Origin of the sequence: Thioclava sediminum (assembly GCF_002020355.1) — a bacterium.
In the GTDB taxonomy this organism is placed as follows: domain Bacteria; phylum Pseudomonadota; class Alphaproteobacteria; order Rhodobacterales; family Rhodobacteraceae; genus Thioclava; species Thioclava sediminum.
Genome location: NZ_MPZV01000003.1, coordinates 163,854 through 186,005 on the forward strand (window position 1 = coordinate 163,854; position 22,152 = coordinate 186,005).

At 63.2% G+C, this 22,152-nt stretch carries 29 protein-coding genes; 16 read left to right on the top strand and 13 right to left on the bottom strand.

Features of this window, described 5'->3' with window-relative positions; genetic code table 11:
- Window positions 1-9: 9 nt before the first annotated feature.
- From BMI91_RS13115 to BMI91_RS13150, 10 genes are all read right to left on the bottom strand, one after another.
- Window positions 10-3,231: a bifunctional DNA primase/polymerase gene (locus tag BMI91_RS13115; RefSeq protein WP_078605295.1), complete on the bottom strand. Its 3,222-nt coding sequence runs from the start codon at window positions 3,229-3,231 to the stop codon at window positions 10-12.
- Window positions 3,232-3,286: 55 nt separating this feature from the next.
- Window positions 3,287-3,463, bottom strand: a complete 177-nt coding sequence (locus BMI91_RS20055; RefSeq protein ID WP_158522158.1) for a hypothetical protein — start codon at window positions 3,461-3,463, stop codon at window positions 3,287-3,289.
- A 255-nt stretch (window positions 3,464-3,718) separates the two neighbouring features.
- Window positions 3,719-3,961, bottom strand: a complete 243-nt coding sequence (locus tag BMI91_RS19860; protein WP_146684094.1) for a hypothetical protein — start codon at window positions 3,959-3,961, stop codon at window positions 3,719-3,721.
- Window positions 3,958-4,293, bottom strand: a complete 336-nt coding sequence (locus BMI91_RS13120; RefSeq protein WP_078605296.1) for a hypothetical protein — start codon at window positions 4,291-4,293, stop codon at window positions 3,958-3,960. The genes BMI91_RS19860 and BMI91_RS13120 overlap by 4 nt, the downstream gene beginning before the upstream one ends.
- Before the next feature lie 134 nt (window positions 4,294-4,427).
- Entirely contained in the window at window positions 4,428-4,673 is a 246-nt protein-coding gene (locus tag BMI91_RS13125; protein WP_078523353.1) for a hypothetical protein, read from the bottom strand.
- The gene (locus BMI91_RS13130) at window positions 4,670-4,906 is read right to left on the bottom strand and encodes a hypothetical protein (protein ID WP_078605297.1); all 237 of its coding nucleotides are present in this window, start codon (window positions 4,904-4,906) and stop codon (window positions 4,670-4,672) included. The genes BMI91_RS13125 and BMI91_RS13130 overlap by 4 nt, the downstream gene beginning before the upstream one ends.
- Window positions 4,906-5,367 (bottom strand): hypothetical protein, encoded by a 462-nt coding sequence (locus BMI91_RS13135; RefSeq protein WP_078605299.1) that lies wholly within the window; start codon window positions 5,365-5,367, stop codon window positions 4,906-4,908. Before BMI91_RS13135 ends, BMI91_RS13130 begins: the two co-directional genes overlap by 1 nt.
- Window positions 5,368-5,375: 8 nt before the next feature.
- A complete protein-coding gene (locus tag BMI91_RS13140; RefSeq protein WP_078605301.1) occupies window positions 5,376-5,621 on the bottom strand; it encodes a hypothetical protein in 246 nt (81 codons plus the stop codon).
- Window positions 5,618-6,091 (bottom strand): hypothetical protein, encoded by a 474-nt coding sequence (locus tag BMI91_RS13145; protein WP_146684096.1) that lies wholly within the window; start codon window positions 6,089-6,091, stop codon window positions 5,618-5,620. Before BMI91_RS13145 ends, BMI91_RS13140 begins: the two co-directional genes overlap by 4 nt.
- A 353-nt stretch (window positions 6,092-6,444) precedes the next feature.
- The gene (locus BMI91_RS13150; RefSeq protein ID WP_078605305.1) at window positions 6,445-7,533 is read right to left on the bottom strand and encodes a tyrosine-type recombinase/integrase; all 1,089 of its coding nucleotides are present in this window, start codon (window positions 7,531-7,533) and stop codon (window positions 6,445-6,447) included.
- A gap of 108 nt (window positions 7,534-7,641) precedes the next feature.
- On the opposite strand from BMI91_RS13150, the gene dusA reads away from it, so the two are divergent.
- Both dusA and BMI91_RS13160 read left to right on the top strand, forming a co-directional pair.
- Window positions 7,642-8,649: a tRNA dihydrouridine(20/20a) synthase DusA gene (dusA, locus tag BMI91_RS13155; RefSeq protein ID WP_093477126.1), complete on the top strand. Its 1,008-nt coding sequence runs from the start codon at window positions 7,642-7,644 to the stop codon at window positions 8,647-8,649.
- Between the two features lie 25 nt (window positions 8,650-8,674).
- Window positions 8,675-9,490, top strand: a complete 816-nt coding sequence (locus tag BMI91_RS13160; protein WP_078605307.1) for a sulfite exporter TauE/SafE family protein — start codon at window positions 8,675-8,677, stop codon at window positions 9,488-9,490.
- A gap of 106 nt (window positions 9,491-9,596) precedes the next feature.
- Here the strand turns inward: BMI91_RS13160 and mazG are convergent, their stop codons facing one another.
- Window positions 9,597-10,439, bottom strand: coding sequence for a nucleoside triphosphate pyrophosphohydrolase (gene mazG / locus BMI91_RS13165; RefSeq protein ID WP_078605310.1), 843 nt, complete (start codon window positions 10,437-10,439; stop codon window positions 9,597-9,599).
- Between the two features lie 63 nt (window positions 10,440-10,502).
- On the opposite strand from mazG, the gene BMI91_RS13170 reads away from it, so the two are divergent.
- The 10 genes from BMI91_RS13170 to BMI91_RS13215 all read left to right on the top strand — a co-directional run bounded on the left by BMI91_RS13170 (window position 10,503) and on the right by BMI91_RS13215 (window position 18,328).
- A complete protein-coding gene (locus BMI91_RS13170; protein ID WP_078605312.1) occupies window positions 10,503-11,666 on the top strand; it encodes a M20 aminoacylase family protein in 1,164 nt (387 codons plus the stop codon).
- Window positions 11,667-11,922: 256 nt separating this feature from the next.
- Window positions 11,923-12,261: a preprotein translocase subunit YajC gene (gene yajC, locus BMI91_RS13175; protein ID WP_078520633.1), complete on the top strand. Its 339-nt coding sequence runs from the start codon at window positions 11,923-11,925 to the stop codon at window positions 12,259-12,261.
- A gap of 21 nt (window positions 12,262-12,282) precedes the next feature.
- Window positions 12,283-13,953, top strand: coding sequence for a protein translocase subunit SecD (gene secD, locus BMI91_RS13180; RefSeq protein ID WP_078605315.1), 1,671 nt, complete (start codon window positions 12,283-12,285; stop codon window positions 13,951-13,953).
- 13 nt (window positions 13,954-13,966) lie between these two features.
- The gene (secF, locus tag BMI91_RS13185) at window positions 13,967-14,953 is read left to right on the top strand and encodes a protein translocase subunit SecF (RefSeq protein ID WP_078541011.1); all 987 of its coding nucleotides are present in this window, start codon (window positions 13,967-13,969) and stop codon (window positions 14,951-14,953) included.
- A complete protein-coding gene (locus tag BMI91_RS13190; protein ID WP_078605317.1) occupies window positions 14,937-15,326 on the top strand; it encodes an Mth938-like domain-containing protein in 390 nt (129 codons plus the stop codon). Before secF ends, BMI91_RS13190 begins: the two co-directional genes overlap by 17 nt.
- The gene (gene ccmA / locus BMI91_RS13195; RefSeq protein ID WP_078605318.1) at window positions 15,323-15,955 is read left to right on the top strand and encodes a heme ABC exporter ATP-binding protein CcmA; all 633 of its coding nucleotides are present in this window, start codon (window positions 15,323-15,325) and stop codon (window positions 15,953-15,955) included. The genes BMI91_RS13190 and ccmA overlap by 4 nt, the downstream gene beginning before the upstream one ends.
- 163 nt (window positions 15,956-16,118) lie before the next feature.
- Window positions 16,119-16,775, top strand: a complete 657-nt coding sequence (ccmB, locus tag BMI91_RS13200) for a heme exporter protein CcmB (protein WP_078550436.1) — start codon at window positions 16,119-16,121, stop codon at window positions 16,773-16,775.
- Window positions 16,776-16,855: 80 nt separating this feature from the next.
- Entirely contained in the window at window positions 16,856-17,584 is a 729-nt protein-coding gene (locus tag BMI91_RS13205) for a heme ABC transporter permease (protein WP_078605320.1), read from the top strand.
- Window positions 17,581-17,799, top strand: coding sequence for a heme exporter protein CcmD (gene ccmD, locus BMI91_RS13210; protein WP_078520640.1), 219 nt, complete (start codon window positions 17,581-17,583; stop codon window positions 17,797-17,799). The genes BMI91_RS13205 and ccmD overlap by 4 nt, the downstream gene beginning before the upstream one ends.
- Window positions 17,792-18,328: a DsbE family thiol:disulfide interchange protein gene (locus BMI91_RS13215; protein ID WP_093477128.1), complete on the top strand. Its 537-nt coding sequence runs from the start codon at window positions 17,792-17,794 to the stop codon at window positions 18,326-18,328. The genes ccmD and BMI91_RS13215 overlap by 8 nt, the downstream gene beginning before the upstream one ends.
- A gap of 88 nt (window positions 18,329-18,416) precedes the next feature.
- Here BMI91_RS13215 and ssb read toward each other — a convergent pair whose 3' ends face one another.
- Window positions 18,417-18,920, bottom strand: coding sequence for a single-stranded DNA-binding protein (gene ssb, locus BMI91_RS13220; protein WP_078605322.1), 504 nt, complete (start codon window positions 18,918-18,920; stop codon window positions 18,417-18,419).
- Between the two features lie 275 nt (window positions 18,921-19,195).
- On the opposite strand from ssb, the gene BMI91_RS13225 reads away from it, so the two are divergent.
- The 4 genes from BMI91_RS13225 to BMI91_RS13240 all read left to right on the top strand — a co-directional run bounded on the left by BMI91_RS13225 (window position 19,196) and on the right by BMI91_RS13240 (window position 21,430).
- Entirely contained in the window at window positions 19,196-19,459 is a 264-nt protein-coding gene (locus tag BMI91_RS13225) for a PepSY domain-containing protein (protein WP_158522159.1), read from the top strand.
- 85 nt (window positions 19,460-19,544) lie between these two features.
- The gene (locus BMI91_RS13230; RefSeq protein WP_078605325.1) at window positions 19,545-20,144 is read left to right on the top strand and encodes a cytochrome b/b6 domain-containing protein; all 600 of its coding nucleotides are present in this window, start codon (window positions 19,545-19,547) and stop codon (window positions 20,142-20,144) included.
- 54 nt (window positions 20,145-20,198) lie between these two features.
- A complete protein-coding gene (locus BMI91_RS13235; protein ID WP_244176634.1) occupies window positions 20,199-20,690 on the top strand; it encodes a helix-turn-helix transcriptional regulator in 492 nt (163 codons plus the stop codon).
- 116 nt (window positions 20,691-20,806) lie between these two features.
- Window positions 20,807-21,430 (top strand): lytic transglycosylase domain-containing protein, encoded by a 624-nt coding sequence (locus tag BMI91_RS13240; RefSeq protein WP_078540994.1) that lies wholly within the window; start codon window positions 20,807-20,809, stop codon window positions 21,428-21,430.
- 99 nt (window positions 21,431-21,529) lie between these two features.
- Here the strand turns inward: BMI91_RS13240 and BMI91_RS13245 are convergent, their stop codons facing one another.
- Window positions 21,530-22,087, bottom strand: coding sequence for a lipid-binding SYLF domain-containing protein (locus BMI91_RS13245; protein ID WP_078520647.1), 558 nt, complete (start codon window positions 22,085-22,087; stop codon window positions 21,530-21,532).
- Window positions 22,088-22,152 lie beyond the last annotated feature (65 nt).

Consider the following 22,152-nt stretch of genomic DNA (forward strand, 5'->3'; position numbering starts at 1 on the left):
TTGGGTCGCTCACCCCCGCCCAAACGTGGCGAGGGTGGTGCGCGCCGTTGAGAGGGGCGGAATCGTCACGAACCGGTCACGCTTCTGCAACGGCTCCCGCAGTTCGATGAGGTCCAAATCCTCGCCCTTGTCGCGGTCGTCGCGGCGGAAGCCGCCCCAATAGTGCACAGTGCGCTTGTTGCTGCCGCCGTCCGCATCCTCGCCCAGCAACTTCGCAATCGCGTCCTTAGCCTCGGTGTCCATGTTGCCGCGCTCGGTGTCGGGGTAGAGTGCCAGCATGAGGTGAGAGCGAGCCACAACCGTTTCGCTGTCGTCGCTCAGCTCATAATAGAATTCCGATCCGCCACGCTCGCGCCCCGTCAGCTCACCACTTTCAAGGATCGCTGCAAGCCGCGCCATCGGGCCACGCAGCCCCATCCCGACCTGCTGACGCAGGCCCTCAGTCACAGGCGGATTGCGCAAGCTATCCCATGTCAAACCGACTGCCTCGGGCTGCCAGTGCATCAGCTCGTGCACCATCGCTTCCAGTCCGCCATTCTCCATCTGGTCGTCAATCGCACCAAAGAAAGCGGCATCCTGCTTTCGCGTCGGCAGGCAGGTCAGGACAAGGAAGCGCCGTGCGTCTTCGTCGTCGGTCGGGATCATCCACTTGTCATTCGAGACAAAGGCCATGTTGATATAGTTCGGGCGCTCCACGAGGTTCGCGAACTTGCCTTCGATCTGCAGCGTCTCTGAGCTGATCAGGTCCTTGATGATGCCTGCATCCCCCTTCGCGCCACCCCAGAATGATTCCTCGCAAGTCATGAAAATCTTGCCGTCCATGTGTGCGTTAAAGTTCCCGGTGAGGTGCTTGCCGTTGCTGATCTTGATCGCGGCTGCTCCGATAGCGCGCCGCACCCAATCAAACACCTTGCTTTTGCCGGTGCCCTGTTCTCCCTGCACGGCGATCGCGCTCGGGATTTTCACGCCGGGACGCGCAAATAGGGACGCCAGCCACGTCAGGACCCAGTTGAACAGGTCCACGTCACCGCCGCAAATCTGGTCGAGGATGTGCCCCCGCAGGCGCGACCAGTCGCCCGGCGCAGGATCAACCGCAAACCCGGTCCACAGGTTGAACGCCCCACGCGCCACTGCGGCCTTCGCCTTGGCGGGGTCCGGTTCAAAACATGTGTCTAGGTAAGTGGCGCGCTGACGCGCGTAGGTGATCACATCAGCAGGCTTGATCATCTTCACCTTGGCCTTGTCGCCTTCGCCTTCCCAGTATGACACCGCCCGGTTGACGAAGAGCTTGTTGATAGTGGCCTCTTTCCACATCCGGACGGCTTCACCTGCCTCTGCGTGAAGCGCCCATTTCGCTTCGCCGTCCAGCACAACCCACGACACGCGGGCATTCAGCGCCGCGAACATCTGATCGCGGATTTCCAGACGCATGCGCACTTCGGCGTTGTCCGCTTTCGGCTGGATGCCAAATGCGCGGTAAAGGCCCGGTGCCGCCTCTGCGCGCACCATGAAACCCTCAGAGTCCACGAGTCGTTCGTCATAAAGGGGCGAGAGAATGGCGGGCGACGGAGTGCCTGCGGCCTCTTCCTTGGCTTCCTTGACTGGGTCGGTGTCGCGATCTTCGGCGCGTGTCTCAAGTTGGCGCAGAACGTCCTTCTTTGCCTCTTCCACGTAGTCGGCGGCATCCTCTTGCGAGATGCCCATCTCAACGAGACGGGAAAGCGCCACCTGGGCCGCGTTAGCGGCGAGAGCCGTCTTGCCCTCCTCTTCGGTCAGGTTGTCCCGAAGCGCCGCGCGGGCTGCGTCCAGCGCGTCGGCTTCCTCGCGGTCCGCCTCAGCCTCTGCGGCGCGGTTCTCTTCAATATACGTGCGCGCCTGCGCGATGCGGTTCGTAAGATAATCGTCAGCAGCATAGCGGTGCTCGGCGCGGTCATCATTGCACGGGGCCAACAAGATCACCTCGCGCAGGGTGTCGAAGAGTTCGGCTTCGTCGCCATCTTCGTTCACGCCCCACCACGAAAGGGCGGCGCGATAGATCGGGGCGTCAAAGCCGTCGCGGTCGTCGCCATCGCCGATCCGGGCAAGATGCCCTTCAAAGCCCAACCCGCCCGAGGTGGTGGATTTCCCGCCTTCGCGGGCTTCCCGGCGAGCCTTCTGGCGCTCGCTCTTCACTTTGGTCGCGTTGGTTTTCATGGCATCGTGCGCGAGATTTTCGAGCCATGCCGGGGCGTCCGCGATTTCGCATTCCCAAGGTGCGCAGCCGTCTGCCCATTGGTAGAAATTGCCGCTCTTGTGTATCGACGGGGCGGCAATGATCTGCCCCCCTTCGCCGCGAATGTCGACCTTATGCGCGACCTGTGAAGCTGTGTTTCGGATCGGTCGAGAGGCGCGGAAGATGCGATGCCGCCCGTTGCCGGAGCCGGAGCGCGAGTCCAATGTTTTCGGCAAGGGGCCGTGTTCCGCTTCGAGCGCGGCAATCGCTGCCATCCCTTCCTCACCGTCTTCATCAAGCACGAAGAGGCCGCAACCGTAGGGTAGGACAATGGAGACGTTACGCGGATAGCGCGGGCGCTTATAGTTCCACTCGATGCCGTCGCGGTTCGCCGGATAGGTGCCGCTGCCCGTCCAGAAATCGACGATCTCGGCGCGGTCCATGCTGGCGCGTTTCTGCCAGCCCGCCCCCAGTGGAACCTTTGCCTCTCCGCTCATGCTCATGCCTGCGCCCGTGCGGGGGTCGATAGCGTAGGAATCCGCGACGAAGAGGCCTGCCCGCGCATAGCGCAGCGCATAGGCCAGAGTCATCGCGTTATGGTCGGCGGTGTCGGCGAAATGCTCACTGACACGCCGCACCCCCGCTTCAAAAAGCAGGTGCTGGGCCTCGGTCAGTTCGTCGCCCAGCTCTTCGGCGGCGCGCTGACGCGCGCCCTCGGCCCGCTCAGTGTGATAGAGAGACGCGCGAGGCGGACGCCCGAAAATCACACCCTTCGGCACCGGCAGCGGGTCATGGGGCATATCGCGAAGATGATCCGCTACATGTGAACGGGGACGGACGTCCGCGCCGTGTTCATTGATCCAATCGTCAAACCGGATCACCTTCGCGCTTGTCTCTTCATCTCGCTTGGCGCGTTCGGCTTCGCTGAGGCTAGCTTTTTTAAGGGCTGCTTTAAGGGCCTCTTCGCTGAGGCCATCTTTTTCATGGGCGTCAGGGGCCTCTGCGTGGTCGTTCTTCATTCAAGTCCTCGGTGTCGTGGGCGTGGTAGGGTGGCCCGCTGACGCGGGCCGATATTCACTCAAGCAGTGCGGTGATCTCGTCGGAGAGGCGGCGGCAGCGCTCGCGCTTCTCCGGAGTCTCGAGTCCGCGCTCGACCTCTTCTTTAAGCTGCGCGCTCAGGCGGATTGCTGCGATCTCGACGCCGTCGAAATGGGCGGTCATCGGCAGGCCGGTGGTGGTGGTCGTGGTCACGTGCGTGTCCCTCTTTTTCGATTGGTTGAAGCGCGCTGATCCAAGCGCCTCACGAGGCTACGCGGGCGGGAGATAAAGAGTCAACATGCTGATTTTACTTAATAAAAGTCGGCTTGAAGCTGAAAATGATACTGAGTGGCAGTTTTGAAGAATTGCGCTCAGCGGGCATTTCTTTCACTCAAGCGACGGACAAGATGGGCGTTTTCGAAGTTTGCTCGAAAGTGTAGATGCGGCGCTGGCAGATTCAGTGACACTTCACCCGCGCCGCCGTCGGTCTTCATCTGCCGGAGGGAGTCGAATCACGTCGCCCTTTTCGATCCGGCGCAAGACCTCGGCGGCAAGGCGGATTTCCTCGTCTTCGATCTGCTGGGCCGACCACTTCGCGCGCAGCGCCGCTATTTTGCGCTGACGCGCACCTTCGGCCCGTCGACGCGTGGCAGTCGCAGGGTCCGGACGCACACCGGGGAGCGGCAACAGAGGCTGGGAAAAGAAGCTCAAATCGGCGTCCCCCAGACGTGGGAGACCGCTTGGCCGATCTGAATGTCGAAGTCTTGGTTTTCGAGATTCACTTCGTGGTGGTGTTTCCACTCACCGCTCGGAGAGCGATGCCAAATTTCTTCTTCCTCCGTCTCGGTGTCAGGCTCGAAACCCGCGCGCCGAAGCGCGCGATAGGCGATCCGGTCACCCGTTCGTTCGGGGAGCCACACGGCGAGGTCGAGAAAGGGAATGGAATAAGAGGTGTCATCGTCGTCGCAGTAGGATCGCAATAGTGCTGCGACCTCTTCGACAAGGACATTTTCTAGCGCTAGCGACGCGCAGGCATTGCACATGGGTAAGCTCTCATTTGTAGGAAGGAAGAAGGGGGCGGCGGGGCGGTCTGGAGTCGCCCCGCCGCGACCCGGCGAGGAATGGCAAAACTCACCGGGAGTGCCGCGCGCGCAAGCACTGGCGCGCGGTTGTTCTGTCAGGTCCGAAGCGCGCGAGCCCGGACGCTATTCTTGCGGCGCGTCTCGCCGTCGAGGGTGTCGACGATGCCGCCCATCTCGCGGATGCGCCGCGACAGGAGAGAAAAGTGATACCCATTGACCATCGCGCCGGTGGGCAAATATTCGCGCGCTCCATCGCCGCGCACTGGGCCAAACAGCGCTTCCAGAGGAACCTGATCTTTCAGCACCCGCTGGGCGATTTTCTCGATCTCGGAGTCGGTCATGGCAGGGCCACCTCGTGGAGCCGAGCCACGCCGTTCTGATCGGCCCCGGCGGGGCTCTCGCGCCATCCGAGCGCGCGTCCGAGTGCGCGGACCTGCTCGCCCTTGAGGTGAATCCCCTTGCCGTTGCCCTCAGGCGCGAAGAAGGCCCCGCTCAACCCCGCGAAACGGATATGGCGGAGCCAATCCCCGCCTGCGCGGCGACAGTATGTGATAAGTTCTTCGACGGTGACCATTACGCAAGCCCGACTTTGCGCGCGTAGCTGAGACGTGCGCCTGCGGGAAGCGCTTGAATCGCGCGCATTGCGGCAGCCGTCTCTTCTGGACTGAGAGTGGCGCGCTCTTCGCGGGGGCGTGCGGCTTCGATCTCGCGTCCAAGAGACATCTTCTGCGACGGATTCAAGCGCGAGATTTCAGCGTGAGCGGCGCTCTCGGAGTCGCTGAGTTGTCGCGCCAGCTCGGCTTTTTGGGCCGCAAGCGCCACCTGCGGCAGGCGCTTCGCCTCTTCCAGCGCGGAGTCGGTCAGTCCCATATCTGTAAGACACGCGAGCCGCACACTTGCCACCTGTTTGCAGTCATCGGGTGTCAGCTCGATCCCGATTTGGGCGGCGTCGGCGATCAGCTTCGCGCTGGCGGCTTCAAACCGCGCCTGCGCAAGTTGGTCGCTCGCGAGGATGTTATCGAATGTTTCCGTCATGGTGATCCTTAAAAGTTTGCCTGCATGAGGACCGTTTGAACGGCCCCGGCGAGGTCTATTTCTTGAGGCGGCGTCTGGCTCGCCAACGTGTCAATCTCGACGTTTGAGAGACGACAGGTGGAGCGGAGCGCTCCCCGAAGGGCGTCTTCCATTTCCAGCGCCTGCGCGATGCCATCTTCGTCGCCGCCGATCCGGGCAATGAGGCGGCATGCTTTCGGCGAGGCCAGCAGGTGGGGGAGGAGCGGCGACGTCATGCCGCAAGCTCCAGATCGGTCGGGCTCGGCGCAGTCGAATGCACCAGCGCGAGCGAGCGGCTGTATTCATGCCAGTTGGGCAGCCCGCTGCGGTCACCAGTGATGATGTATGGAAGCGTGGTGGGCGCGGCGATTGCGATATGCCATAGCCGGGGGACGTCGCCGAGATAGGCCGTCACGCCCCGAGCGGAGCCCGCGAGGGAAGCGAAGAAATTTCGGCGAACCGCCGAAGCTCGCGCCGCCATCTCCGGGTCGCAGTCGATCCAGTCGCTGAGAGCTTCGAGAAACGGCATCTGATCGAGCGTGGCGACAAAGATGGAGCCGTCATCGCGCGCGCCGCGAACAAGCTCGGAGGCAGCTCCGCGATACTTCTTTTTTAGGCGGCTCAGGGCGAACGGCAGCGGATGCCGCCGGGGGTGGCCTTCGAACGGCAGCCCGGCAAGGTGCACCGAGGCGGTATCGCGCCCCACGCCGCAGCATGCGGCCCAGTCTTCAAGTGTAGTTGTCAGCATTTTGTCGAATGATTTCCTTAGCTTACAATCGAACTATACATTTTACTTGACTTTTTGTCAATGCGTTCGCCAAAACGGGTCAAAATGGGGCTCGGAAGAGCTGAATGATTCGGAAAATGCCGATTTTGTTGCGTAAAAACAGGTGTTTGGCGGATGGAATCACTGATTCGCTTTTGTGCCGCTAACGCGGCCCATCCCCAAATCCCCGAGTCCGGCCCCAGCGGCTCGCCGTCTGTCCCTCGTCGGCGCGGCAAAGAAAAACCCGCGCCGAGGTGGCGCGGGTGTGTTCCGGTGTTGGGTGGCGGTCGGCGTCAGCCGACGAAGCGGTCAATCCAGCTCCAGCCGTTGAACTTGTCGCCAATCTTCCGAACGTGCGTGTAGCGCTCCAAGCTCTTCCAGCTCCTGTGGCCTGTGACCGCCGAGAGCTGCGGGACCGTTAGCCCCTTCTCCGCCAAGCGAGATGCGCCCTCGTGGCGGAGGTCGTGGAAGTGCAGGTCGTCGATTTCGCAGACCTTGCAGGCATCCGTAAAGCGTCGTGAAATGGTGTCGCTGTTATAGGGAAAAATGCGATCTTTGGTGCGCGGCATCGTCGCGATGATTGCAGGGCAGGGCTCCGGTAGGTCGACCCAGACGTCATTGCCCCTCTTTTGGCCGGGGTGCTTCATGTCACGCACCATCACGCGGCGCTCGTCTTCTTCATAGTCCGCCCACGTGATGCGGCAGATTTCATCCTGCCTCCGCGTCGAGAAGATCGCAAAGAGCACCACCTTCGCCATCGGGATGCAGCGCGGGTCTGCCGCTGACGCGGCCTCAAAGTGCGTCAGGAGCTTGTCCAGCTCGTCGAGCGTCGGGCGTCTCGTGCGCTCGGCAGATCGTGCGGTGAGGCCGAGCCGTTTGCAGACACGCGCGGCTTTCTTCATCTCTACATCATCCAGCCGGAGTCCCCACGTCGAGTCGGCAATATCGAAGACTGCGCCGAGGTGAGAGAGGTAGTTCCCAGCGGTGCCGGGTGAATTCAGGTCGGGGCGCTCGTGCAGCTCCTTAACGAAAGCCACGATATCAGGGGAGGTGATCGAGCCGCAGGGCATGTCCGAGATTTTGTATTCGGTGCGGATGGTCCGCAGAACTTGCGCCTTTGTCTTCCCGATCTCCACCATGCTGTCGGCAAGGTAGCGGTCAATAGCATCGCCTAAGGTGATCTTCTTGGCCTTGCTCTTGATGGGCTTCTTGCCGTTCGCGATCTCGTTGTCGATCTCCTTCTCGCGCCGCTCCGCCCACGTCTTGGCGGTCTTCTCTTTGTCAAATGTCCGGGATTCCTGCACGCCATGGGCGCGGCGGGTAATTTGCGCTACATAGGCGGTCGAACCGTCCTTTCTGGTGCGCTCTACAATAGTGGCCATCGTATGATTCCGTCTGACTTCGTATGACTCGGAATCATACTATGGGCTAGAACGGGCGTAAATGAGGCGAAATGAGCACAAAATCTGCTAAGTGCGTATGACTCGAAAATGACGAAAAACGACAATATATCAACGCTTTCCGTGGCTTCTAGGCTATCAGTCGCCCCGATGATGGACTGGACCGACCGCCATTGCCGCTATTTCCACCGTCAGATCAGCCGCAACGCGTTGCTGTATACCGAGATGGTTACCGCGCCTGCGGTGATTCATGGCGATCGCGAGCGGCTTCTCGGGTTTGACGCCGCCGAACATCCGGTGGCGCTGCAGCTCGGCGGTTCGGACGCGAAGGAACTGGCCGAGGCGGCGAAGGTCGGCGCGGATTTCGGCTATGACGAGATCAACCTCAACTGCGGCTGCCCGTCCGATCGCGTGCAATCCGGGGCCTTCGGCGCGGTTTTGATGAAAACGCCCGATCTGGTGGCCGAGTGCTGTGCCGCGATGATCGCCGCGCAACCGGTAGAGGTTACTGTGAAATGCCGCATCGGTGTCGACGATCAGGACCCGCAAGAGGTGCTGCCCGAGTTCATCGAGAAGGTCGCCGCCGCCGGCGTGACTCGCATCACGATCCATGCCCGCAAAGCTTGGCTGCAAGGCCTCTCGCCCAAGGATAACCGCGAAATCCCGCCGCTCGATTACCCGCTCGTCCACGCGATGAAGGCGGCCTATCCGCAGCTCCATCTGTCGATCAATGGCGGTATCAAAGATCTCGCCGCGGCCGAGGTGGAACTCGCCCAAGGGCTCGACGGGGTGATGGTGGGCCGCGCCGCCTATCATCAGCCGATGGAGGTGCTGGGCGCCGCCGATCAGCGCATCTGGGGGCAGGGCGAGGCCCGCGATCCCTTCGACGTGGCGCAGGCGATGATCCCCTATATCGCGCGCCATCTCGAGCGCGGCGGTAGGCTGCACCAGATCACCCGCCACATGCTCGGCCTGTTCCACGGCAAGCCCGGCGCGCGCCGCTTCCGGCAGATCCTGTCGGAAGGCGCGACCCGCGACGGTGCCGGGGTTGAACTTTTCGAGAGTGCGTTGTCAGCCGTGCGTGAACGGGTTAACTGAGCGGAACCCAAGGAGACTTCCCGACATGCCCGATTTCGCCACGCTCGCGCCGCTCGTCTTGATCCTGATGGCAGTGGGGGCGTTCGCAGGCGTTCTGGCGGGGCTTCTGGGGGTCGGCGGCGGGATCGTCCTCGTACCCGCCTTCTTCTATCTTTTCAACGGCTTGGGATACGGATCAAACGATCTGATGCAGGTCTGTGTCGCGACCTCGCTGGCCACGATCATCGTGACCTCGATCCGCTCGGTCATGGCGCATAACCGCAAGGGCGCGGTCGATTGGGACATCCTCAAGCAATGGATCGCCCCCATCGCCATCGGCGCGATCATCGGGGTGCTGGTGGTGCATCAGCTGCGCTCTTCGACCATGCAGATCATCTTCGCGGTGATGGTGCTGGTGATCGCCTGCTACATGATGTTCGGCAAATCGAGCTGGCGGATTTCGGATGGGCTGCCGGGCGGGATCTTCCGCGCGTGGTTCGGCCCGCTGATGGGGTTCCTGTCGGTGCTTCTGGGGATCGGCGGCGGCTCGATCGGCACGCCGATGCAGACGATCCACGGTATCCCGATCCACCGTGCGGTTGCGACCTCGGCAGGCTTCGGCGTGACCATCGCGCTGCCCTCGGCGATCGGCTTCCTGCTGACGCCGGTGGCCGACGCGCCGCCTTACTCTATCGGCGCGGTCAACATCCCCGCCTTCCTGATCGTCATCGCGATGACGACTATCACCGCCCCCTTAGGCGCGGCACTGGCCCACAAGCTCGACCCGAAGAAGCTTAAGCGCGTCTTCGCGGGCTTCCTGATGCTCGTCGCGCTGAACATGCTGCGCAAAGCGTTTCTCTGAAATTCCTCTTAGCAAAAATATCCCGGGGGGCGCGCGAGCGCGGGGGCAGCGCCCCCTCAACCTCTGAGTTTTGCGCGCAGCCGCGCGCGGGGCAGAGCCCCCTCTGTCACTTGATCTTGCGCGCCTTCGCCTCGTTCCAAAGCGCATCCATTTCGGCCAGATCGCTGTCCTTCGGCGCCTTGCCGCGCGCTTCAAGTTCGCGCTCTATATGATTGAACCGGTTGGTGAATTTCAGATTGGCCGCGCGCAGGGACGCTTCGGGGTCCAACCCCAGATGCCGCCCGAGATTGACCATCACGAAGAGCAGATCGCCATATTCCTCGGCCAGCTCCTCCGGGCCCAATTCGTCGCGCGCCTCTTCCAGCTCGCGCGCTTCCTCGACGATCTTGTCGAGCACCTCATCGGTCGAGGGCCAGTCGAACCCCACCCGCGCCGCGCGGTTCTGCAGCTTGATCGCACGGGTCAACGCGGGCAGACCCAGAGCCACCCCGTCCAACACGCCGACACGCTCGGATTTGCCCGCAGCCTTGCGCTCGGCCGCCTTGATTGCCTCCCAATCGGCGGTCTGCTGTTCCGCGGATTTCTCGCGGCTCTCGTCGCCGAAGACATGCGGATGGCGCGCCACCATCTTCGCGTTGATCGCACGCAGCACATCGGAGATATCGAAGCGCCCGTCCTCGGACGCCATCTGCGCGTGATAGACCACCTGCAGGGCCAGATCGCCCAGCTCGCCCGGCAATTCCGACCAAGCCTCGCGCGCGATCGCATCGGCCACCTCATGGGCTTCCTCGATCGTGTAGGGCGCGATGGAGGCGAAATCCTGCTCCAGATCCCACGGGCAACCGCTCTCCGGATCACGCAAGCATTCCATGATCGCGGTCAGCCGAGTGAACTGATGGGCCGCATCGCCCGTATCGTCGAAGATGAGTGCGTCGTCGGGTTTGGCCATTGCAGCTTGCCTCCTGCCATGCGAATGCCTCTGGCCTAACCAGCCCGCAAGGGGAAGTCCACTATGCCCGTTCTCAACCGTATCGCCGATCTCGGCCCGCAAATGACCGAATGGCGGCACTGGCTGCATCGCCATCCCGAACTGCGTTTCGATCTGCACCAGACCTCGGGTTTCGTCGCCGCGAAACTGCGCGAAATCGGGGTGGATGAGATCCATGAAGGGATTGCCCAGACCGGGATCGTGGCGCTGATCAAAGGGCAGGGCGAGGGACCGACCGTGGGCCTGCGCGCCGATATGGATGCGCTGCCGATCACGGAAGAGACCCATGCGGAGTACGCCTCCGAGACGCCCGGCAAGATGCATGCATGCGGCCATGACGGGCATACGGCGATGCTTCTGGGCGCCGCGGCCTATCTAGCCGAGACCCGGAAATTCGCAGGCACCGTAGCGCTGATCTTCCAGCCCGCCGAGGAAGACGGCGGCGGAGCCGAGGTGATGGTCGATGCGGGCGTGATGGAGCGCTTTGGCATCTCGCGCGTCTTCGCGATCCATAACGCGCCGGGGCTGCCGTTCGGACATTTCTACACCACGCCCGGCCCCTATCTCGCCTCGGTAGACGAGGCGCGTGTGACGGTGACGGGGCGCGGCGGCCATGCGGCGACCCCGCAGGGCTGCATCGATCCGATCCCGGCGCTCTCGGCCATGGTGACCTCGCTGCAAACGGTTGTGTCGCGCAATGTCGGCGCGGGCGATGCGCTCGTGGTCTCGGTCACCCAAATCCACGCGGGCACTGCGCTCAACATCATCCCCGAAAGCGGCTTCCTCACCGCGACGATTCGTTGCTTCGAGCCGGACGTCCGTGATCTGGCGGAAAAACGGCTGCGGGAGATCTGCGAAGGGATCGCCGCGGCGCATGGCGTCAGCGTCGAGATCGAATACGAACGCGGCTACCCGCCCACCGTGAACGACCCCGACGAAACCGGCTTCGCCGCCGAAGTTGCAAGCGAAATCGCAGGCCCCGAGCGTGTCGTGACTGACGCTCCGCGCGAAATGGGGGCCGAGGATTTCGCATATATGCTGGCGGCCCGGCCCGGCGCCTATCTCTTTATGGGCACCGGGGAGGGCGCGGGGCTCCACCATCCGCGCTTCGATTTCAACGACGAGGCCGCGCCCGTGGGCGCATCCTACCTCGCCCGTCTGGCCGAGCGCGCCTTGCCCCTAGGCTGAACCGCCTCTCTTCCCCTTGGGGAAAATATCCCGGGGACGCTCCGCAGGAGCGGGGGCAGAGCCCCTTTTTCCTTGCCGATCACAGCCCTCTGGCGACAGGGGGCCTGCGCCCCGTTTCCTTTCGCCCCGTCACCGCGACGTGAGGACGCGTTCACAGGGGCCGCTTCGCCTTGCCAAGCCTCAGGGCCACGGCTAGGGTGCGCGCCGACAACCGGGGCTTGCTGCCCCCAAGGCCCATGACAAAGGACCATAGATCATGTTCGTGACCCCCGCTTTCGCGCAGGCCGCCGGTGGCGCCAGTAACCCCGCCGCCGCGTTCGGCCAGTTCCTTCCCCTGATCCTGATCTTCGTGATCATGTATTTCCTGCTGATCCGTCCGCAGCAGAAAAAAGCCAAGGAGCACAAGGCGATGCTCGAGGCTCTGCGCCGCGGTGATCAGGTCGTGACCCAGGGCGGTATTCTCGGCAAAGTCACCCATATCAAGGAAGACGGCGAGGTCGAGGTCGAGATCGCGCAGGGCGTCAAAGTCCGCGTTGTGAAATCGACCATCGTGCAGGTTGTTTCGCGCACCGAACCCGCCAAGACCTCTGAATAAGCCATAAAAGGCCCGTCCCCCATGTTGCACATCTCGCTGTGGAAGCGCGTGCTGATCCTGATCATCATTTTGATCGGGGTCGTCTTTGCCGCGCCGAACATCTTTTACAACCGGGTGGAGGGGCATAACGATGCCGTTGCCGCCGCCGCGAAGGGCGAGTCTCTGACGCCCGAGCAGCAGGCCGCGCAGGCTGGCTGGCCCGATTGGCTGCCATCCGACATCGTCAATCTCGGCCTCGATCTGCGCGGTGGCGCGCAGCTTCTGGCCGAGGTCAATGTCGATGAGGTCTACAAGGCGCGCGTCGATGCGCTCTGGCCCGAGTTCCGCAAGGCGCTGGCCGCCGAACGCGGTACGCTCGGCTCGATCCGTCGTCTGAACGCCGATCCGGGCGTCCTGCGGATCCAGATCGGCAATGCCGACCAGATCGCGGAAGCCCAGAAGATCGCCGAGACGCTGAACAACCCGGTCTCGTCGCTGACCGGTGTGGGGCAGAAAACCCTCGCGATCACGACCCAAGACAACCAGCTGATCATCCAGCTCTCGGATGCCGAGAAGGCCGCGACCGACGACCGCACGATGCAGCAATCGCTGGAGATCGTGCGCCGCCGGATCGACGCCGCGGGCACCCGTGAACCCACGATCGTGCGCGAAGGCTCCGACCGCATCCTGATCCAGGTGCCGGGCGCAAGCTCCGCACAAGAGATCAAGCAGCTGATCGGCACCACGGCGAAACTGACCTTCAACTCGGTGATCGGCACCAGCTCGAACCCGAACGAGGCGGTGGGCTCCGATCAGGAAATCCTCCCTTCTGCCGATCAGAAGGGGCTCTATTACATCCTCGACAGCCTTCCGGTCGTGACCGGCGAAGACCTGACGGATGCGCGCCCCGATACCGACCAGAACGGCTATCCGGCGGTGGCCTTCCGCTTCAACGCGAGCGCGGCCCGCACCTTCGGCGACTACACGCAGAACAATATCGGCAAGCCCTTCGCCATCGTGCTCGACAACAAGGTGATCTCGGCTCCCACGATCCAATCGCATATCGCGGGCGGTTCGGGCATCATCACCGGCCGGTTCACGGTGAAAGAGGCGACCGATCTGGCGCTGCTGCTGCGCGCCGGTGCGCTGCCCGCCTCGATGACCTTCCTCGAAGAACGGACCATCGGCCCGGAACTGGGTGCGGATTCGATCGCGGCCGGCAAGATGGCCGCAGCCGTGGGCGCGGTGCTCGTGGTGGTCTTCATGATCGCGTCTTACGGCACATTCGGCGTCTTCGCCTCGCTGGCACTGGGGATCAACATCGCGCTGATCTTCGCGATCCTCTCGGTGATCGGCGGCACGCTGACGCTGCCGGGCATCGCAGGGATCGTGCTGACGATGGGCACGGCGGTCGACGCAAACGTGCTCGTGTTCGAGCGTATTCGCGAGGAGCTGCGCAACCAGCAGAAGGCGAAAGCCGCCCGCGCGATCGAGCTCGGCTATGAGCGCGCGATGTCCGCTATCGTCGACGCCAACGTAACCACCTTCCTCACGGCGGTGATCCTCTTCGTACTGGGCGCAGGCCCGGTGCGCGGGTTCGCCGTCACCTTCCTGATCGGGATCATCACCTCGGTCTTCACCGCGATCTGGGTGACGCGGCTGTTCGTGAGCATCTGGTTCGCGCGCCGTCGTCCCCGCGAACTGGTACTGTAAGGGAGATCGAGACATGGCATTCCGTCTGAAACTGGTCCCCGAGAAGACCAACTTCGACTTCTTCAAACATCAGGTCGCGACCTTCGGTTTCTCCGTCTTCATGGTGCTGGCCTCGATCGTGCTGGTGCTCGTGATGGGGCTGAACCTCGGCATCGACTTCCGCGGCGGCACCACGATCCGCACCGAGGCCGATCAGACCGAGCCGGTCGACATCGGCGCCTACCGCTCGGCCATCGCGCCGCTCGATCTGGGCGACGTGCTGATCACGCAGGTCTATGACCCGAACTTCCGCGCCGATCAGAAGGTCGTCACGATCCGCATTCAGGCGCAGGACGGGCAGGAGGCGATCAGCCCCGACACCCAGGCCAAAGTGCTGGAATCGCTGAAGTCGGTGAACAAGGACATCAAGATCGTCGCGACCGAGTCGATTGGACCCAAGGTCTCGGGCGAGCTGATCTGGACCGCGATCTGGTCCGTTCTGGCCGCCGTGGCCGCGATCCTGGTCTATATCTGGCTGCGTTTTGAGTGGCAGTTCTCGGTGGGCGCGGTCGCCGCGCTGATCCATGACGTGACCGTTACGGTCGGGATCTTTGCGCTGTTCCAGATTAAGTTCGACTTGTCGATCATCGCGGCGCTGCTGACGATCCTCGGCTATTCGATCAACGATACCGTCGTCGTCTTCGACCGTCTTCGCGAGAACCTCGTGAAATACAAGAAGATGCCGCTGCGCGAAGTGATGAACCTCTCGGTCAACGAGACGCTGTCGCGTACCGTGATGACCTCGGGCACCACGCTGCTGGCGCTGATTTCGCTGCTCGTTCTGGGCGGCGACGTGATCCGCAACTTCGTCTTCGCGATGACCTGGGGCGTGATCGTGGGTACCTATTCCTCGGTCTATGTCGCAAAGAACATCGTCCTGTTCATCGGGCTCGACCGCAACAAGGAGAAGAAGGACCCCTCGGAGAAGTTCTTCGACAAAACGGATGTCGCTACTGACTGAAGCCAATTTCGGAGCCTCGCTGCCGATCGACGGCTACGGGCCGGGTTTCTTCCGCGTGGCCGGAGAGGTCACGCGAGGCTCGATCTGGGTCGCGGGCGAGGAGATGGGCAGCTGGGGCGGTCTGGACGACCGCGCTGCGCTGCGCGCGCTGGCAGACAAGCTCGACGTGTTGTTCATCGGCACGGGCGAAGAGATCGCACATCTGCCGAAGGGTCTCGTGGCCGAGCTGGAGGCCGAGGGCCTGATGTGCGAGGGCATGGCCACGCCCTCGGCGGCCCGCACCTATAACGTGCTGTTGTCCGAAGGCCGCCGGGTCGGCTGCGCTCTGATCGCGATGCCGGAAAACCCTGCCGCGCCCGAGACGCCTGAATGAGCATGCTGTCGGTCGAAGGGCTCGCGGTGTCGCGCGGTGGTCTTCCGGTGCTGGAAGGCCTGAGCTTTTCGCTCGACGCAGGCCATGCGCTGGTGCTGCGCGGCCCCAACGGGGTCGGCAAGACGACGCTTCTGCGCACCTTGGCCGGGCTGCAACCGGCGCTGGCCGGGACGGTCTCGATGCCGCCCGAGAGCATGGCCTACGCCGCCCATTCCGACGGGCTGAAATCCACGCTGACGGTGCGCGAGAATCTCGGCTTCTGGGCCTCGGTCTATGCGACGAACGATATCGAACCGGCGCTGAAACGCATGAACCTTCAAAGCCTCGAGACGCGGCCCGCCCATAGCCTGTCGGCCGGGCAGAAACGCCGCCTCGGCCTCGCGCGGCTTCTGGTGACCGGCCGCCCGATCTGGGTGCTGGACGAGCCGACGGTGTCGCTCGACACCGCCTCCGTCGCGCTCTTCGCCGAGGCCGTGCGCGGCCATCTGGCGAACGGCGGGGCCGCGCTGATCGCGACCCATATCGATCTCGGGCTGAACGAGGCCAAGGTTCTCGACCTGACGCCCTTCAAGGCCAAGACGCCGGAAGAGGGCGGGATGCAGGGCGCTTTCGACGAGGCTTTCCTATGATCGCGCGGCGCGCAATCGGCGCGGTCGGGAGCCTCCGGCGGGGATATTTGGACCAAGCCGAAAGCAGCTACGCGCTGTTTCGGATTGGCGGAAATATCCCGGGGGATGAGCGGCGCAGCCGCGAAGGGGGCAGCGCCCCCTTGGCGTCAGAAGGAGGCCGGGCATGATCGCACTTCTCATGCGAGACCTGCGCCTCGCCGTGCGCGCCGGCGGTGGCTTCGGCCTCGGGCTGGCCTTCTTCCTGATCGTGGTGACGCTGGTCCCGTTCGGCGTCGGTCCCGAGGGGAAAATCCTCGCGCGGATCGCGCCGGGCATCCTGTGGGTCGGCGCGCTTCTGGCCTGCCTGCTCTCGCTCGACCGGATTTTCGCGCTCGATTACGAGGATGGCTCGCTCGATCTGCTGGTCACCGCGCCGGTGCCGCTCGAAGGGGTCGTGTCGATCAAGGCGCTCGCGCATTGGATCACCACGGGGCTGCCGCTCGTGGTCGCAGCGCCCGTGTTCGGGATCTTGCTGCATCTGCCGCAGGGCGCACATGTCTGGATGGTGATCTCGCTTCTTCTGGGCACGCCTGCGCTCTCGGTTCTGGGCACATTCGGGGCCGCGCTGACGGTCGGGCTGAAGCGCGGCGGTCTTTTGTTGTCGCTGCTGGTCTTGCCATTCTATGTGCCGACCCTCATCTTCGGGGCGGAGCTCGTGCGCCGTGGCGCCGAGGGGATGAACACTGAGACACCGCTTCTGATGCTGGCCGGGATCACGGCGGCGACGGTCGCGCTGGTGCCCTTCGCCTCGGCCGCCGCGATCCGCGTCAATCTGCGCTAGCGCAACCCATGCGCGCGCCGTGATAGGAAGAGCCGTGATACACAGAGCCAACCTGGCCAGAAGGTGAGCAGAACAACAAGATGTCGATCTGGGAATACGCCAACCCCGTCAAATTCATGAAGACCACGGACAAGATCCTGCCCTGGACGGTGGGAGTTGCCGCGATCACGCTGATCGTCGGGCTGGTCTGGGGCTATTTCTTCGTCCCGGCTGCCGAGAATTTCGGCGGCTCGGTGAAGGTGATCTATGTCCATGTCCCCGCCGCGATGATGGCGATTAACATCTGGGTGATGATGGTCGTGACCTCGCTGATCTGGCTGATCCGTCGCCACCATGTCTCGGCGCTGGCCGCGAAGGCCGCGGCGCCCATCGGCGCGGTGATGACGCTGATCGCGCTGATCACCGGCGCGGTCTGGGGCCAGCCGATGTGGGGCACCTGGTGGGAATGGGATCCGCGACTGACCTCGTTCCTGATCCTGTTCCTGTTCTACCTCGGCTATATCGCGCTCTGGGCTGCGGTCGAGAACCCCGACACGGCCGCCGATCTGACCGGCGTGCTCAGCCTCGTCGGCGGGGTGTTTGCGGTGCTCTCGCGCTATGCGGCGAATTTCTGGAACCAGGGGCTGCATCAGGGCGCGACGCTCTCGATGGATTCCGAGCAGCACATCGCCGATGTCTACTGGTTCCCGCTGCTTCTGTGCATGGCCGGGTTCATCTTCTTCTTCCTCGCGCTGGTGCTGATCCGCACCCGCACCGAGGTCCGCGCGCGCCGTCTGGGCGCCATCCAGCAACGTGAGCGCATGGCATGAGTGATACGACCGAGCAAGGCGGCACCGTCACCGAGGGCGGCGTCGTCCTCGTGGACCCGTCCACCAAATCCTACACCGAAACCGTCAACATCGCCTGGGCCTCGACGGTCGTGCTGCTGGTGCTGATCATCGTCGTCTCGTTGATGCGTGGCGCGAAGGTGAAACGTCAATTGGCCGAGGCCGAGGCCCGCCGGAAAGGGGGCGCACATGGTTAAGCCGCTGATGCTGTTGCCGCCGCTGATCTTCGCGGGGCTTGCGGGCGTGTTCATCTGGGGGATGACGCGCGAGGACCCGACGCAGCTGCCGACCGCTTTCGCAGGCAAGCCCGCGCCGCCGGTACAGCTTGAACCGCTGGGCGATTTCCAACCCTTCACCGATGCCGACCTGAAGGACGGTAAGGTCAAGCTGGTGAATTTCTGGGCCTCGTGGTGCGCGCCGTGCCGGGTGGAGCATCCCAATCTCGAAGCGCTTGCCGATGAGGGGATTCCGATCTACGGGGTCAATTACAAGGACAAGCCCGTCAAAGCGCAGGGCTTCCTGAGCGAGATGGGCAACCCGTTCGCCGAACTCGGCGCCGATCCGAACGGCAAGATGGCGCTGAACTGGGGCGTCTACGGCGTGCCCGAGACCTTCGTGATCGATGGCACGGGCAAGGTGCTCTATCGCTTCGCCGGTCCGCTGACCGAGCGCGTGATCGCCTCGGATCTGCGCCCTCTGCTGAGCGGCGAGACGGCCCAGAAGTAAAGGGCAGGGCGCAAGCGCGCCACTAGCCCCGACCCAGATCGCTACAAAAGCAAAGGCCCCCGAACCGGGGGCCTTTCTTGTTTCGAACTCAGAACGGGATTTCGTCGTCGAAATCCGAGCGGCCACCGGAGCCGCCCGAGGACGGGCCGCCATAGCCGCCGCCATCATCGTAGCCGCCGCCACCCGAGGACGGGCCGCCGTAGCCACCGCCACCGCCGCCTTGACCGCCGCCCGAGCCGCCAGGCCCGTCGAGCATGGTCAGTTCGCTGCGATAGGGGCGCAGCACGACTTCGGTCGAGTAGCGGTCCTGACCGTTCTGGTCCTGCCATTTGCGGGTTTCGAGCTGGCCCTCGATATAGACCTTCGAACCTTTGCGCAGATATTGCTCTGCGACTTTCGCCAGCGGCTCCGAGAAGATCGCGACCGAATGCCATTCGGTGCGCTCCTTGCGCTCGCCGGTATTGCGGTCGCGCCACGTCTCGGAGGTGGCGATGCGCAGGTTGCACACCTTGCCGCCGTTCGAGAAGGTCCGCACCTCCGGGTCTCGGCCCAGATTGCCGATCAGAATGACCTTGTTGACGCTGCCTGCCATATTGCCTCCGCCTCGCGATTCTAGAATTGGTCCCAAAGGGTATAGAGCAGAGCCCCGCTGGAGCCTAGGGGCGAAGCTTCGCTCAACCGTGACGGAAAGCGGCGAAATCCCGCGTGCATCTTTGGTTTGAGAGCGATTTCGGCCCCGGATTTCCAACCTTGTGCCGATAGATGGCGCCGTGGGTTTGCCACAGGTCTGGACGAGCCGGACGGCACACGGGGACGAACCCCACCCGATCCGGTCGAGCAACCCCACATCCCATGAGGAGATACCCCATGAAATACCTGATGCTGATCGCCGCGAGCGCCACGATTGCCGCAGCCTCCACTCTCCCCGCTCTCGCAGAAGGTGGCGAAGGTGCCGTAGCCCCGGCGAAAGAGCAGAAGCTTTCCGCCGAGCTGAAAAATCAGGGCTACGACGTGCGCCGGATGGAAATGGAAGACGGCTATATCGAAGTCTACGCGATGAAGGACGGCAAGCGCGCCCAACTCTACTTCGATTCCAACCTCAAGCAGGTGAAGCGCTCGGGCGACAACTAATCGTCAGCGCCTTTTCGACGGGCCGGTATGATCCGGCCCGTCTTCCTCACGCCAGTCTTTCCAGAAGCAGCAGGAGGGCCCGATCATGGCCATCGAAGACGCGAGCTTTACCGATCTTCCGTCGCAGGAGACGTCTCACGCAGAACCGCCGCCCGTCGGTGCGCATAGCGTATGGGACCCGTTCATCCGGGTGTTCCACTGGTCCATTGCGGGCCTCTTCACCGCCAATGCGTTCTTCACCTCGCCGAAGCACGATCTGCACCACTGGATCGGCTACACGGTCGCGGGGCTCGTGACCGCGCGGATCCTCTGGGGTCTGTTCGGCACCCGTCACGCGAAGTTCAAGGACTTCCCGCCATCGCCCACCGGCGCGCTGACGCAGCTGCGCGATATGGCGACGGGAAGGCGGCACGCACATCTGGGCCATTCGCCGCTCGGGGCGCTGATGATTTACAACCTTTTGATCACGCTTCTCGTCATTGCGGGATCGGGCTGGTTGATGACCACTGATGCCTATTGGGGCGTGAAATGGCCTCAGGAAGTGCATGAACTCGCCGTCAACTGGGCCGAAGTCTCGATCGCCGCCCATATCGCTGCCGTCGTCTTCGAAAGCCGCCGGTTGCGCGTGAACCTTGCGCGCGCGATGATCACCGGTAAGAAGGTGTTCCGCGGCAACAGAGGGTAAGCGCCGATGGCGGTTTCGCGAGAGCGAGTCTCAATCTGGACGAAAGAGGGCGCATTGGTCGCCCTCATCATTTTCCAAGCCGCCTGCACATCGCTCTTCGTAGCCGACGTGTTCGACGACTTCCGCGAGGCCGGGCGCCTCTCCCTGCATCTCAACATGGAGCTTTTCGCCAATCTCGGCCTGATCGCGGGGATCGTTGTCGAGGCCGCCGTGCTTTGGGCGCTGTTGCGACGTCAGGCGCATGCCGACCGCACGATCGGGGCTGCACAAGGCGCAATGGCCGAGATGATGAGCGCGCAGTTCGACCAATGGGGGCTGACCCCCGCAGAGGCCGATGTCGCCGCCTTCACCATCAAGGGCTTCTCGGTTTCGGAGACCGCCTCTTTCCGCGGCTCCAGCGAGGCCACGGTGAAATCCCATCTAAATTCGGTCTATCGCAAGGCGGGCGTGTCCGGCCGCTCTCAGCTCGTTTCGATCTTCGTGGAGGAGCTGTTTCACGGCCCCATCAAGGCCGATGCGAAAAAGCAACAGGCGCACGTAATCTGACGCAACGGCAGCTTATCGGCGGGAGGTTGCCGAGGCGATTGGCGTTTTGCTTTAACTTTTCGCTGATTTCTCTATAGTTTGCCCCAGAATACGTGGACAGTGAGTGGTGGGGGCCGATGCGTAGAACGATCGGAATTCTCGGGCTGGCGGCGCTTGCCGCGGCAACGGTGATGGTGGGCCCAATGAGCGCCCAGGCAGAGGGGCTGCGGCTTCAGGGGAGTTCTTCGAAATCCCGCGCGATGCTTTTCCGAAACCAGACCAACATTCTCGATACCCGTGCCGCGCAGCAATATGAACATTCCTCGCGGCTGACGCCCAAGGGCAAGCTGACTCAGACCGCCAGTGTAGAGAACGTGCCGCGCTACAACGGCAAGTATCGCGGCCAATATATGAGCACCGCGAAATCGGTGGCCTCGCGTCACGGTATCCCGACCGATCTGTTCCTGCGTCTTGTGCAGCAGGAGAGCGGTTGGAACCCGCAGGCGCGCTCGCACAAGGGCGCGATGGGGCTGGCGCAGCTGATGCCCGCTACCGCACGCAAACTCGGCGTGAACCCGCGCGATCCGGCGCAGAACCTCGAAGGCGGGGCGCGCTACCTGAAGATGATGTATAACCGGTTCGGAAGCTGGCGGCTGGCGCTCGCTGCTTACAATGCCGGACCGGAGGCCGTCGCGAAACATAACGGCATTCCTCCCTATCGCGAGACCCGGAATTATGTGCGGATCATCCTCGGCGGTTGATCCTTTTTAGAGCCAGAAAAGAAGAAAGCCCCGCAAGATCAGAGATCTGCGGGGCTTTCTTTATGTCTTGGGTGAAGAGAGCCGCCGAAGCGGCTGATCTTACGGAATAATCCGGGTGTATTTCGTGCCCGCAAGAGTCGCACCCGCCATCAGACCGGCCTGGCCGAAGACCAGCGCGATGATCGGCGCGGTCGAGGTCAGGGTGGAGGCCGAAATCGCGCCGCCCTGATCAGGCACCGCATAGCGCGCATCCGCGCCCAGCTGCCAGCCATCGCCGCGGCGGAAGCCCGCCAGCGCCTCGGGCGTCATGAAGAACAGGGCATGGGCATATTGCTGCGCCCCGATCTGCAGACCGAAGCTCGCCGCCGCTGCCGAGTAGTAATCCACGGTCACGTTGTTGATCCGCAGTGCGCCGCGCCCGAACGCGCCACCGATGCCGAAACCCGCTTCGGTCATCAAAGGCATCCAAAGCACGCCGACCGACTTGTTCTCGAGATCGCGGGTGCCGGGATATTTCGTCAGAAGGTAGTTCCGGGTCGCATCGACCCGCGCGTCCAGCTTGGCACTGCCCGCACTGCCCACGCCGTTGCCGCAGGCTGCAAGGCCGAGCCCCGCACCGCCCATCGCCAGAAGGGTCCGTCTGGAAAGTTTCGTCATGTCTGTCGCTCCGCTCGATATGCCCGATCTCGCGCCGGGCTGAATGGTCTTATTACGACCGCTTG

Coding starts and splice junctions, on each gene's coding strand:
- BMI91_RS13135 (WP_078605299.1), bottom strand. CDS start 5,367: ATGACGGAAACATTCGATAACATCCTCGCGAGCGACCAACTTGCGCAG.
- dusA (WP_093477126.1), top strand. CDS start 7,642: ATGACGAAAAACGACAATATATCAACGCTTTCCGTGGCTTCTAGGCTA.
- BMI91_RS13205 (WP_078605320.1), top strand. CDS start 16,856: ATGTCGATCTGGGAATACGCCAACCCCGTCAAATTCATGAAGACCACG.
- BMI91_RS13125 (WP_078523353.1), bottom strand. CDS start 4,673: ATGACCGACTCCGAGATCGAGAAAATCGCCCAGCGGGTGCTGAAAGAT.
- BMI91_RS13115 (WP_078605295.1), bottom strand. CDS start 3,231: ATGAAGAACGACCACGCAGAGGCCCCTGACGCCCATGAAAAAGATGGC.
- BMI91_RS13190 (WP_078605317.1), top strand. CDS start 14,937: ATGTCGCTACTGACTGAAGCCAATTTCGGAGCCTCGCTGCCGATCGAC.
- BMI91_RS13245 (WP_078520647.1), bottom strand. CDS start 22,087: ATGACGAAACTTTCCAGACGGACCCTTCTGGCGATGGGCGGTGCGGGG.
- yajC (WP_078520633.1), top strand. CDS start 11,923: ATGTTCGTGACCCCCGCTTTCGCGCAGGCCGCCGGTGGCGCCAGTAAC.
- BMI91_RS13160 (WP_078605307.1), top strand. CDS start 8,675: ATGCCCGATTTCGCCACGCTCGCGCCGCTCGTCTTGATCCTGATGGCA.
- secF (WP_078541011.1), top strand. CDS start 13,967: ATGGCATTCCGTCTGAAACTGGTCCCCGAGAAGACCAACTTCGACTTC.
- BMI91_RS13215 (WP_093477128.1), top strand. CDS start 17,792: ATGGTTAAGCCGCTGATGCTGTTGCCGCCGCTGATCTTCGCGGGGCTT.
- BMI91_RS13170 (WP_078605312.1), top strand. CDS start 10,503: ATGCCCGTTCTCAACCGTATCGCCGATCTCGGCCCGCAAATGACCGAA.
- secD (WP_078605315.1), top strand. CDS start 12,283: ATGTTGCACATCTCGCTGTGGAAGCGCGTGCTGATCCTGATCATCATT.
- BMI91_RS13120 (WP_078605296.1), bottom strand. CDS start 4,293: ATGTGCAATGCCTGCGCGTCGCTAGCGCTAGAAAATGTCCTTGTCGAA.
- BMI91_RS13140 (WP_078605301.1), bottom strand. CDS start 5,621: ATGACGTCGCCGCTCCTCCCCCACCTGCTGGCCTCGCCGAAAGCATGC.
- BMI91_RS13240 (WP_078540994.1), top strand. CDS start 20,807: ATGCGTAGAACGATCGGAATTCTCGGGCTGGCGGCGCTTGCCGCGGCA.
- BMI91_RS13225 (WP_158522159.1), top strand. CDS start 19,196: ATGAAATACCTGATGCTGATCGCCGCGAGCGCCACGATTGCCGCAGCC.
- ccmA (WP_078605318.1), top strand. CDS start 15,323: ATGAGCATGCTGTCGGTCGAAGGGCTCGCGGTGTCGCGCGGTGGTCTT.
- BMI91_RS13150 (WP_078605305.1), bottom strand. CDS start 7,533: ATGGCCACTATTGTAGAGCGCACCAGAAAGGACGGTTCGACCGCCTAT.
- ccmB (WP_078550436.1), top strand. CDS start 16,119: ATGATCGCACTTCTCATGCGAGACCTGCGCCTCGCCGTGCGCGCCGGC.
- BMI91_RS13130 (WP_078605297.1), bottom strand. CDS start 4,906: ATGGTCACCGTCGAAGAACTTATCACATACTGTCGCCGCGCAGGCGGG.
- ssb (WP_078605322.1), bottom strand. CDS start 18,920: ATGGCAGGCAGCGTCAACAAGGTCATTCTGATCGGCAATCTGGGCCGA.
- ccmD (WP_078520640.1), top strand. CDS start 17,581: ATGAGTGATACGACCGAGCAAGGCGGCACCGTCACCGAGGGCGGCGTC.
- mazG (WP_078605310.1), bottom strand. CDS start 10,439: ATGGCCAAACCCGACGACGCACTCATCTTCGACGATACGGGCGATGCG.
- BMI91_RS13230 (WP_078605325.1), top strand. CDS start 19,545: ATGGCCATCGAAGACGCGAGCTTTACCGATCTTCCGTCGCAGGAGACG.